Genomic DNA, 9,782 nt, shown 5'->3' with positions numbered 1-9,782 from the left:
CTGGAGCGGGAGAAGAGTCTCGAACTCTCGACCTCAACCTTGGCAAGGTTGCGCTCTACCAACTGAGCTACTCCCGCAGTGGACAACATTGTATCAGAAGCTCTACTACATCGCCAGTACTACTTTTTACTGCATTTGCTGTTTTTACCTATGACACGATCCAGAAAACTGGAGCGGGAGAAGAGTCTCGAACTCTCGACCTCAACCTTGGCAAGGTTGCGCTCTACCAACTGAGCTACTCCCGCGTCATCAACAACAGGCCAGCATTATAGAGGGATTACAGGGGCTGTCAACGGGCAATATCTGGTCTTTTGCAAAATATTCCGCATAAAGCAGCCGCCTGCTTATTCTTAGTGCAAATTTCCCGCTTTTTCTTTAATGAGCGGCCATGCCAGGCGCAAGTAATAGAACATCGACCACACCGTCAGCACGCAGGCGATCCACAGCAGCTTCTCGCCCCACACATGGGTGTCGATCGCGCCGAAGATCACTTCGTGGTACAGCAGCAGGGGAATGGCCGTCATTTGCGCGGCCGTCTTGATCTTGCCGATCGAACTGACGGCCACCGATTTCGACGCGCCGATCTGCGCCATCCATTCGCGCAAGGCGGAAATGGTGATTTCGCGGCCGATGATGATGAAGGCCAGCACGGCATTGACACGGTCCAGCTGCACCAGCACCAGCAAGGCGCCCGCCACCATCAGCTTGTCGGCCACGGGGTCGAGGAAGGCGCCGAAGGCCGAGGTCTGGTTCCAGCGCCGCGCGAGGAAGCCGTCGAACCAGTCCGTGACGGCAGCGATGATGAAGACCAGGGTGGCGACCAGGTTCTGGTCGCCGTGCAGCAGCATCGACGGCGGCAGGTAAAACACGCCGACGACGAGCGGAATCAGGGCCACGCGCAGCCAGGTCAAAAGGATGGGAATATTAAAAGGCATAAGAAGCAATCGGCCGACGGGTAAATTGAATATGAAGAAAGTATGAAGAAAGCGCCACTAGTCTACATGGCCCGGGGGTATTAGCCTAGTCCGGTTGCCGCAGCGCCGGACCAGGCCTGTATGCATCAATGCAACTGCTTGTAGATTTCTTCCGCCAGTTGCGTGGAAATCCCCTCCACCGACATCAGATCCTCGACGCTGGCGTCGACCACGCCACGCAAGCCGCCAAAGCGCGACAGCAGTTTCTGGCGGCGCTTGGCACCGATGCCTTCGATTTCTTCCAGACGCGAGGTCTGGCGCGTCTTGGCCCGCTTGGCGCGCATGCCCGTGATGGCGAAGCGGTGCGCCTCGTCGCGGATCTGCGCGATCAGCATCAGGGCCGCCGATTCCTTGCCCAGCTCCTGCGCCGCGCGGCCATCGACGAACAGCAGGGTTTCCAGGCCAACTTTTCTGCCCTCCCCTTTTGCCACGCCGACGATCAGGCTGATATCGAGTCCCAGTTCGGCAAACACCTGGCGCGCCATTTCGATCTGTCCCTTGCCGCCGTCGATCAAGACCACGTCCGGCATCACACCGTCGCCATTCGCCACCTTTTCATAGCGTCGCATCAGGACCTGGCGCATGGCCGCGTAATCGTCGCCGGGCGTGATGTCGTTGATGTTGTAGCGGCGGTATTCGCCGTTCTGCATGGCGTGGTGGTGGAATACCACGCACGACGCCTGCGTGGCCTCGCCCTGCGTGTGGCTGATGTCGAAACACTCGACGCGCAGGCTGTCGAGGTCTTCCGTCTCCAGGCGCAGCGCTTCGGCCAGCGCCCGCGTGCGCGACTGCTGCGAGCCCTGCTCCGACAGCAAGCGCGCCAGCGAAATCTCGGCGCCCTTTTGCGCCAGCTCAAGCCACTGGCGGCGCTGCCCCTGCGGCTGGAAAATCAGGTTGATGCGGTGGCCGCACTGCTCCATCAGCGCCACCATCAGGGCCGGCTGGTCGAATTCGATGTTCAGGATCAGGGTGCCGGGAATGAATTTTTCCGTGTAGTGCTGGGCCAGGAAGGCGGCCAGCACTTCCACCTCGATCGGCTCTTCGGCAATCGCCGCCGCATCGCTGAGCTGGCTGGGGAAATAGGCGCGGTCGCCCAGGTGGCGTCCGCCGCGCACCATGGCCAGGTTGACGCAGGCGCGCCCGCCCTGCACCAGCACGGCGATGATGTCGACGTCGGCGTCGCCCGTCGTTTCCATGCTCTGCTGGTGCAGCACGCGCGACAGCGAAGCAATCTGGTTGCGCACCACCACGGCCTGCTCGAATTTCAGCTCGGCGGCAAACGCGTGCATCTTCTTTTCCAGGTCGGCCAGCACTTCGCTCTGGCGCCCGCGCAGGAAACGCGCCGCGTTTTCCACGTCGTTCTTGTAGTCTTCCTTGCTGATCAGGTCCACGCACGGCGCGCTGCAGCGGCCGATCTGGTGCAGCAGGCAGGGCCGCGTGCGGTTCGCGTACACGCTGTCCTCGCAGGTGCGGATCAAAAACACCTTTTGCAGGATCTGCATCGATTCCTTGACGGCCCAGGAACTGGGGAACGGCCCGAAATACTGGTTCTTCTTGTCCACCGCCCCCCGGTAATACACCATGCGCGGCGCATCGCCGTTGGTGATTTTCAGATACGGATACGACTTGTCGTCGCGGAACAGGATGTTGTAGCGCGGCTGCAGCGCCTTGATCAAGTTGTTTTCCAGGATCAGCGCTTCCGCTTCGCTGTGCGTGACCGTCGTTTCCAGGCGCGCGATGCGCTCGACCATCATGGCGATGCGGGGGCTGGCCAGGTTTTTCTGGAAATAGCTGGAGACGCGCTTTTTCAGGTCGCGCGCCTTGCCGACGTACAACACCTTATCGGCGGCGTCGAAATAGCGGTACACGCCGGGCAAGTTCGGCAGCTTGGCGACGGTGGCCAGCACCTGCGCGCGCGGGTCGGGTGGCGTTTCCGCCAAGGAAGATTCTGGGCTTGCTTCGGTCATTGCTGGCTCATTCTTGCACTGCTTGCTCCACGATCACGAACGCGACCGCATATTCTTCTTCATCGCTGATCGTCACTTGCGCGCTCAGCCGGTTTTTTTCCATGAATTCCGCCAGCACGCCGCTGCAGACGATCATCGGCTTGCCGCTGGGGTGGTTCAGCATCTGCGCGGCGGGCCAGGTCATCGGCATGCGCAAGCCCAGGCCGATGGCCTTGGAAAACGCCTCCTTGGCCGCAAAGCGGGTGGCCAGGAAACGCACGCCGCGCACGGCGTTCTTGGCGCTGCGGGCGCGGAATTTCTCCAGCTCCTGCGGCCCCAGTATTTTCTGCGCGAAACGTTCGCCATGGCGCGCCAGGGCCGCCTCGATGCGGGGAATCTTGCAGATATCGGTGCCGATGCCGTAGATCATGGCGCTCTCCCTTGTACGCGCTTATGCTTTACCAGCCAGGCGCGTGGCCACCATGATGGCCTTCATTTCGCGCACGGCGTTTTCCCAGCCGACGAACACGGCATGGGCGACGATGGCGTGGCCGATGTTCAATTCGGCAATATCGGGAATGGCAGCGATCGCCTGCACGTTGGTGTAATGCAAGCCGTGGCCCGCGTTGACCTTCAGGCCGCGCCCCACGCCGAACAGCACGCCAGCCTTGATGCGTTCCAGTTCAGCCTGCTGCTCGGCGCCTGCCGTATCGGCGTAGCGGCCCGTATGCAGCTCGATCACGGGCGCACCGAGCTCGGCGGCGGCGGCGATCTGCTGCTCGTCGGCATCGATGAACAGGCTCACGCGGATGCCCTCGCCCTGCAATTGTTTGACGGCAGCCTGCACTTCCTTGAAGTAGCGCACCACGTCCAGGCCGCCCTCGGTCGTCACTTCCGTGCGTTTTTCCGGCACCAGGCACACGTCGGCAGGCTTGATGCGGCAGGCGAAGTCGATCATCTCGGCCGTTACGGCCGCTTCCAGGTTCATGCGCGTCAGTAATTGCGGCGCGATGGCGATGACGTCCGCATCCTTGATGTGGCGGCGGTCTTCGCGCAAATGCAGGGTGATGGCGTCGGCGCCCGCCTGTTCGGCCAGCAGGGCTGCGCGGATCGGGTCCGGGTAGGCGGTGCCGCGCGCATTGCGCAAGGTGGCCACGTGGTCGATATTGACACCCAGGTCGATGACGGGGCCGGAAGGCTGCAAAAAGCTCATAGTGATGGTATCCGTAAAGTGCCGTAGCGCAACAATCCAGCGCTACAGCTGCATTAAATCGATCAGTATCTGGCGCGTATTCAAGGTGGCGCCACCCAGTTGATGGGCCAGCAAAAAACGCATCAGCAGCTTGCTTTGCGCCTGCGTGGCCACGTCAAGATAATCTTCGCGCTCCATGTCGAGCAGGGTCTTGCCCGTGATTTTCGGCCAGGCGTCGCTGGCGCGCGCCGGGCGCGGCCCCCGTTCCGGGTCGACCACGTACACCTGCCCTGCCTCGACGGCCTGGCGCGTGCCCGTGCAGCGCGTCAGGTCGGCCGCCACGCCCGTTTCCTTGAGCAGGGCGCGCTCGAACTTGCGCAGCACGATGGGCGGCGGCTCATTGTGCGCCAGTTGATTCAAGGTAGCAACGTAGTGGTCGAACAGCACGGGATGCGGGTCATCGCGCGCCAGCAGTTTGACGAGCAATTCGTTCAGATAGAAGCCGCACAGCAAGGCGGTCTTTTCCAGCGGCAACATGCCGCCCACCCATTCGGCGCCCGTCAGGATGCGCAGCTCGGATTTGCCCGTCCAGCCCGCCTGCAGCGGCTGGAACGTCTGCAGCACGCCGCGCAACTGCGAATGGGGGCGCTTGGCGCCCTTGGCAACGAGCGCGATGCGGCCGTACTCGCGCGTAAACACGTCGACGATGAGGCTGGTTTCTTTATGCGGGTAGCTGTGCAGCACGAAGGCGGGCTGGCCCGCGATGCGGCCGTCGCGCGCGGGCGGACGGCTGCGCCTTGGCGCTGTGGGAGGTACGGCCGGCGGCGCGATGGCCGCCGGCGTGGAGGCGGCGAGTGAAGCTGGCGCGAAATCAGGCTGCGCTGGCGTGGTGGTGCTCATGCGTGTAGCGTCGCCCCCGGGTTGCCGATTACTCGTAGCCGTAGGCGCGCAAGCCCGCCTCGTTGTCGGCCCAGCCCGACTTGACCTTGACCCAGATTTCCAGGTACACGGGGCCGCCGAACAGCTTTTCCATATCCAGGCGGGCCTGGGTGGAGACTTCCTTCAGGCGCGCGCCCTTGTTGCCGATAATCATGGACTTGTGCGTATCGCGCTCGACCAGGATGGCGGCGAACACGCGGCGCAAATCGCCTTCCTGCTCGAATTTCTCGATCAAGACGGTACTCGTGTATGGCAGTTCATCGCCGACAAAACGGAACAGTTTTTCGCGCACGATTTCCGAGGCGAGGAATTTTTCGCTGCGGTCCGTGATGTCGTCCGGGCCAAAGATGGGCTGGTTTTCCGGCAGGAAACGCTTGATTTCGTTCTGCAAGCCTTCCAGCTGGAAATGCAGCTTGGCGGAGACGGGCACGATGGCGGCGAAGTCGCGCATGGCGGCGATCTTTTGCGCAAACGGCAACAATACAGCCTTATCCTTGACGCGGTCGGACTTGTTGATGACGAGGATGCATGGCACTTCCTTCGGCAGCAGATCCATCACTTGCTGGTCGGCCGGGCCGAAGGTGCCCGCCTCGATCACGTACAAAATCACGTCCGAGGAAATCAGTGTGTTCGTCACCGTCTTGTTCAGCGTCTTGTTCAGCGCGTTCGAATGACGCGTCTGGAAGCCGGGCGTGTCGACGTAGATGAATTGCGCGTCCGGCAGCGTCTGGATGCCCGTGATGCGGTGGCGCGTCGTTTGCGCCTTGCGCGAAGTGATGCTGACCTTCGCGCCGATCAGCACGTTCATCAGGGTCGATTTGCCCACGTTGGGGCGGCCCACGATGGCGATATAGCCGCAGCGGAAGTTGTCGGGCATTTTGGTGGCTGTCATGCTAGTGTCGATTCTGTTTAGTGTGAGCGGCGATCGCCGGGGCTGCTGGAGCTTGTGCGTCGTCGCTCTGGATGGTGGCAATGCCGGCCAGCTTGAGCTGGGCGGCGCGCGGTTTGGGCTTGCGGCTGGCGGCAGGCGACTTCAACAGTGCCTGCTCGGCCACGTCCAGCGCCAGTTTGGCGGCGGCTTGCTCACCGGCGCGGCGGCTTCCGCCACGGCCGTAGACCTGGATGTTCAATTTCGGCACCAGGCATTCGATCTCGAATTCCTGGCTGTGGGCGGCGCCATGGGTGGCCACCACGTTGTACTGTGGCAGCGAAATTTTCTTGCTTTGCAAAAATTCCTGCAGCAGGGTCTTGGCATCCTTGCCCAGGGTTTGCGGATCGACCGAGTCGAGGATGGGGATGTAGAACGCGCGGATCACCGTGCTGGCGGCATCGAAACCCGTGTCGAGGAAAATCGCGCCCAGCAAGGCTTCCAGCGTGTCGGCGAGGATCGATGGACGGCGGAAGCCGCCCGATTTCAGTTCGCCTTCGCCCAGGCGCAGGAATTGCGACAATTCCAGCTTTTGCGCGATTTCATACAGCGACTGCTGTTTCACCAGGTTGGCGCGCAGGCGCGACAAATCGCCCTCGTCGATGGTCTTGAAGCGTTCGTACAGGATGGAAGCGACCACGCAGTTGAGGATGGAGTCGCCGAGGAATTCCAGCCGCTCGTTATGCAAACTGCTGTGGCTACGATGCGTCAAGGCTTGCTGCAACAGGCCAGCATCCTGGAACGTATAGCCTAAACGGGTTTGCAATAGCTGAAGATTCATTATTGTTTCTGTGTCATCTGATTGATTCGGCTGGCCGCCGCGCGGGGGATCGGCGCGGCAGCCATGGGTATTACATGCAAGAAAGACTTAATGGATGCCGCCCACTCTTTTCGGGTTGCTGAAGTTCATCCATACGAGGAAAGCCTTGCCGACGATGTTTTCGTTCGGCACGAAGCCCCAGTAGCGGCTGTCCGCGCTATTGTCGCGGTTATCGCCCATCATGAAATAATTGCCTTGTGGCACTACACACGTAAAGCCGTCTTCGTTGTAGTTGCACGCCTCCTTGTGCGGGAAATCCTTGACTTCGCGCAAGTTCAACGTGGGAGCAGGCTCGTCGTTGAGGATGCGGTGGCTCACGCCCGTCAGGTTTTCTTCCAGCTGCTTGTGGTAGACCGTGCTTTCGTCATCGAGGTAGTCGTCCAGCGGCGTGTACTGCACTTCCTTGCCGTTGACCGTCAAACGCTTGTTTTCATAGGTGATTTTATCACCGGGCACACCGATCACGCGCTTGATATAGTCTTGCGACATATCTTTCGGGTACTTGAACACCATCACGTCGCCGCGCTGCGGATCGTTGACTTCAATGATGCGCTTGTTGACGATCGGCAAACGAATGCCATAGGTGAACTTGTTGACCAGGATCAAGTCACCGACCAGCAAGGTCGGCACCATCGAGCTCGACGGGATCTTGAACGGCTCGTACAAAAACGAACGCAGGCAGAACACCAGGGCGATGACGGGGAAGAAGCTGCCCGAATACTCGACCCAGGTCGGCTGGCGCAACAGCGCTGCCTCGATGGTGGCGCGGCTGCCGCCCGCATCGGACTTGATGCCCTCGGCGGCCAGCTTGGACTGGCGCGCATCGAACTCGGCCAGGGCAAGGTCGGCCGCCTTGCGGCGCTGCTTGGACAGATAAAACACATCCAGGCACCAGACCAGGCCCGTCAACACCATCAGCACGAACAGGATTAAAGCGAAATTTCCTAAAATCACTTGCAGGTTCATGTATTAACCGTCCACTTGTAAAATTGCCAGGAATGCTTCTTGCGGGATCTCCACGGAACCCACTTGCTTCATGCGTTTCTTACCCGCTTTTTGTTTTTCCAGCAATTTCTTCTTGCGGCTGATGTCGCCGCCATAGCACTTGGCCAAGACGTTCTTGCGCAAGGCTTTCACGTTCTCGCGCGAAATGATGTTCGCGCCGATGGTCGCCTGAATCGCTACGTCGAACATCTGGCGCGGGATCAGTTCGCGCATCTTGGCGGCCACCTGGCGGCCACGGTACTGGCTGTTCGAACGGTGGACGATGATGGCCAGCGCATCGACTTTTTCGCTGTTGATCAGCATGTCGACCTTGACCACGTCGGCCGCGCGGTATTCCTTGAACTCGTAATCCATCGAGGCATAGCCGCGCGACGTCGATTTCAGGCGGTCGAAGAAGTCCAGCACGATCTCGGCCATCGGCATTTCATACACGAGCTTGACCTGGCGGCCGTGGTAGCTCATGTCCATCTGGATGCCGCGCTTGCCGATACACAAGGTAATCACGGAGCCCACGTATTCCTGCGGCATGTACAGATTGACCGTGACGATAGGCTCGCGCACTTCCTCGATGCGCGACGGATCGGGCATCTTCGACGGATTGTCGACGTTGATCATGGTGCCGTCGCGCTGGATCACTTCGTACACGACGGTAGGCGCCGTGGTGATCAGGTCCATGTCGAATTCGCGCTCGAGGCGTTCCTGCACGATTTCCATGTGCAGCAAGCCCAGGAAGCCGCAGCGGAAGCCGAAGCCCAGCGCCTGCGACACTTCCGGCTCGTACATCAGGGCAGCGTCGTTCAGTTTCAGCTTTTCCAGCGAGTCGCGCAGCGCGTCGTACTGGTTCGCTTCCACCGGGAACAGGCCGGCGAACACTTGCGGCTGCACTTCCTTGAAGCCAGGCAATGGCGCGGCGGCAGGACGGTTGGCCAGGGTGACCGTATCGCCCACTTTCGCCGCCTTCAATTCCTTAATGCCGGCGATGATGAAGCCCACCTGGCCAGCGGAGAGTTGCGGCAAGGATTGCGAACGGGGCGAAAAGACGCCGATGTCTTCCACCAGCTGCACCGAATCGGTGGCCATCAGGCGGATCTTGTCTTTCGGCTTCAGGGTGCCGTTGATCACGCGCACCAGCATGACCACGCCCACATAGGCGTCATACCAGGAGTCGACGATCAGCGCCTGCAGCGGCGCATCGGGGTCGCCCTTCGGCGGCGGCACCTTGACGATCAGTTGCTCGAGCACGTCCAGCACGCCGAAGCCCGTCTTGGCCGAGCAATGCACGGCGTCGCCCGCGTCGATGCCGATCACGTCTTCGATCTCGGCAATGGCGCTCGGAGGATCCGCGTTCGGCAAGTCGATCTTGTTCAGCACGGGCACCACTTCCACGCCCAGGTCCAGCGCCGTGTAGCAGTTGGCCACGGTTTGCGCTTCCACGCCTTGCGATGCGTCAACCACCAGCAGCGCGCCTTCGCAAGCCGACAGCGAGCGCGACACTTCATAGCTGAAGTCGACGTGGCCCGGCGTATCGATCAGGTTCAGGTTGTAGATCTGGCCATCGCGCGCCTTGTAGTGCAGGGCCGCCGTTTGCGCCTTGATGGTAATGCCGCGCTCGCGCTCCAGATCCATCGAATCGAGCACCTGCGCCTCCATCTCGCGGTCGGACAAGCCGCCGCACAATTGAATGATGCGGTCAGCCAGGGTCGATTTACCGTGGTCAATATGGGCGATGATGGAGAAATTGCGTATGTTGTTCATTAACTAATATAAGTGCGAAGTTGACGACACTGCTTTAACAGGAATCAGGGGGATCATGTCCGGGCCAAACAGGGCCAAAACCAGGCGCCCCACTCATGATGAAAAAAGCGCTCCGAGCAGGACATCTGCATGCCCAGGCGAGCGCTTTTGAAGCGACAGAAGCTGCTGCCTCGGACAGTAGCTTTTTCGACCTCCCCATTTTACCGGATTTCAGAGCGGAAAG

At 60.7% G+C, this 9,782-nt stretch carries 9 protein-coding genes and 2 tRNA genes; all 11 read right to left on the bottom strand.

What is annotated here, in order from left to right:
- Nucleotide 1: 1 nt before the first annotated feature.
- Nucleotides 2–77 (bottom strand) — tRNA-Gly (locus IGS61_RS16340).
- A 92-nt stretch (nucleotides 78–169) separates the two neighbouring features.
- A tRNA-Gly gene (locus IGS61_RS16335) sits at nucleotides 170–245 on the bottom strand.
- 105 nt (nucleotides 246–350) lie between these two features.
- Nucleotides 351–935, bottom strand: a complete 585-nt coding sequence (gene pgsA / locus IGS61_RS16330; RefSeq protein WP_215408951.1) for a CDP-diacylglycerol--glycerol-3-phosphate 3-phosphatidyltransferase — start codon at nucleotides 933–935, stop codon at nucleotides 351–353.
- Between the two features lie 125 nt (nucleotides 936–1,060).
- The gene (gene uvrC / locus IGS61_RS16325; protein WP_230540638.1) at nucleotides 1,061–2,941 is read right to left on the bottom strand and encodes an excinuclease ABC subunit UvrC; all 1,881 of its coding nucleotides are present in this window, start codon (nucleotides 2,939–2,941) and stop codon (nucleotides 1,061–1,063) included.
- A 7-nt stretch (nucleotides 2,942–2,948) separates the two neighbouring features.
- Nucleotides 2,949–3,350 (bottom strand): holo-ACP synthase, encoded by a 402-nt coding sequence (acpS, locus tag IGS61_RS16320; protein WP_230540637.1) that lies wholly within the window; start codon nucleotides 3,348–3,350, stop codon nucleotides 2,949–2,951.
- A gap of 21 nt (nucleotides 3,351–3,371) precedes the next feature.
- The gene (pdxJ, locus tag IGS61_RS16315) at nucleotides 3,372–4,133 is read right to left on the bottom strand and encodes a pyridoxine 5'-phosphate synthase (RefSeq protein WP_230540636.1); all 762 of its coding nucleotides are present in this window, start codon (nucleotides 4,131–4,133) and stop codon (nucleotides 3,372–3,374) included.
- Between the two features lie 42 nt (nucleotides 4,134–4,175).
- Nucleotides 4,176–5,012 (bottom strand): DNA repair protein RecO, encoded by an 837-nt coding sequence (gene recO, locus IGS61_RS16310; protein WP_230540635.1) that lies wholly within the window; start codon nucleotides 5,010–5,012, stop codon nucleotides 4,176–4,178.
- A gap of 28 nt (nucleotides 5,013–5,040) precedes the next feature.
- Complete coding sequence (gene era, locus IGS61_RS16305) at nucleotides 5,041–5,943, bottom strand: GTPase Era (protein ID WP_076566641.1); 903 nt, start codon at nucleotides 5,941–5,943, stop codon at nucleotides 5,041–5,043.
- A gap of 1 nt (nucleotide 5,944) precedes the next feature.
- Complete coding sequence (gene rnc / locus IGS61_RS16300) at nucleotides 5,945–6,760, bottom strand: ribonuclease III (RefSeq protein WP_086140332.1); 816 nt, start codon at nucleotides 6,758–6,760, stop codon at nucleotides 5,945–5,947.
- Nucleotides 6,761–6,847: 87 nt separating this feature from the next.
- The gene (gene lepB / locus IGS61_RS16295; protein WP_230540634.1) at nucleotides 6,848–7,765 is read right to left on the bottom strand and encodes a signal peptidase I; all 918 of its coding nucleotides are present in this window, start codon (nucleotides 7,763–7,765) and stop codon (nucleotides 6,848–6,850) included.
- 3 nt (nucleotides 7,766–7,768) lie between these two features.
- Complete coding sequence (gene lepA, locus IGS61_RS16290) at nucleotides 7,769–9,559, bottom strand: translation elongation factor 4 (RefSeq protein ID WP_034749621.1); 1,791 nt, start codon at nucleotides 9,557–9,559, stop codon at nucleotides 7,769–7,771.
- Nucleotides 9,560–9,782: the final 223 nt, after the last annotated feature.

Origin of the sequence: Janthinobacterium sp. FW305-129 (assembly GCF_020858115.1) — a bacterium.
Lineage (GTDB): Bacteria > Pseudomonadota > Gammaproteobacteria > Burkholderiales > Burkholderiaceae_D > Janthinobacterium.
The sequence above is the reverse complement of the archived record's forward strand: the minus strand, read 5'-3'. Positions and strand labels throughout refer to the sequence as shown.

Excerpts from the sequence above, each read along its gene's own strand:
- acpS (WP_230540637.1), bottom strand. The coding sequence starts at position 3,350 with ATGATCTACGGCATCGGCACCGATATCTGCAAGATTCCCCGCATCGAG.
- uvrC (WP_230540638.1), bottom strand. The coding sequence starts at position 2,941 with ATGACCGAAGCAAGCCCAGAATCTTCCTTGGCGGAAACGCCACCCGAC.
- lepB (WP_230540634.1), bottom strand. The coding sequence starts at position 7,765 with ATGAACCTGCAAGTGATTTTAGGAAATTTCGCTTTAATCCTGTTCGTG.
- pdxJ (WP_230540636.1), bottom strand. The coding sequence starts at position 4,133 with ATGAGCTTTTTGCAGCCTTCCGGCCCCGTCATCGACCTGGGTGTCAAT.
- era (WP_076566641.1), bottom strand. The coding sequence starts at position 5,943 with ATGACAGCCACCAAAATGCCCGACAACTTCCGCTGCGGCTATATCGCC.
- recO (WP_230540635.1), bottom strand. The coding sequence starts at position 5,012 with ATGAGCACCACCACGCCAGCGCAGCCTGATTTCGCGCCAGCTTCACTC.
- lepA (WP_034749621.1), bottom strand. The coding sequence starts at position 9,559 with ATGAACAACATACGCAATTTCTCCATCATCGCCCATATTGACCACGGT.
- rnc (WP_086140332.1), bottom strand. The coding sequence starts at position 6,760 with ATGAATCTTCAGCTATTGCAAACCCGTTTAGGCTATACGTTCCAGGAT.
- pgsA (WP_215408951.1), bottom strand. The coding sequence starts at position 935 with ATGCCTTTTAATATTCCCATCCTTTTGACCTGGCTGCGCGTGGCCCTG.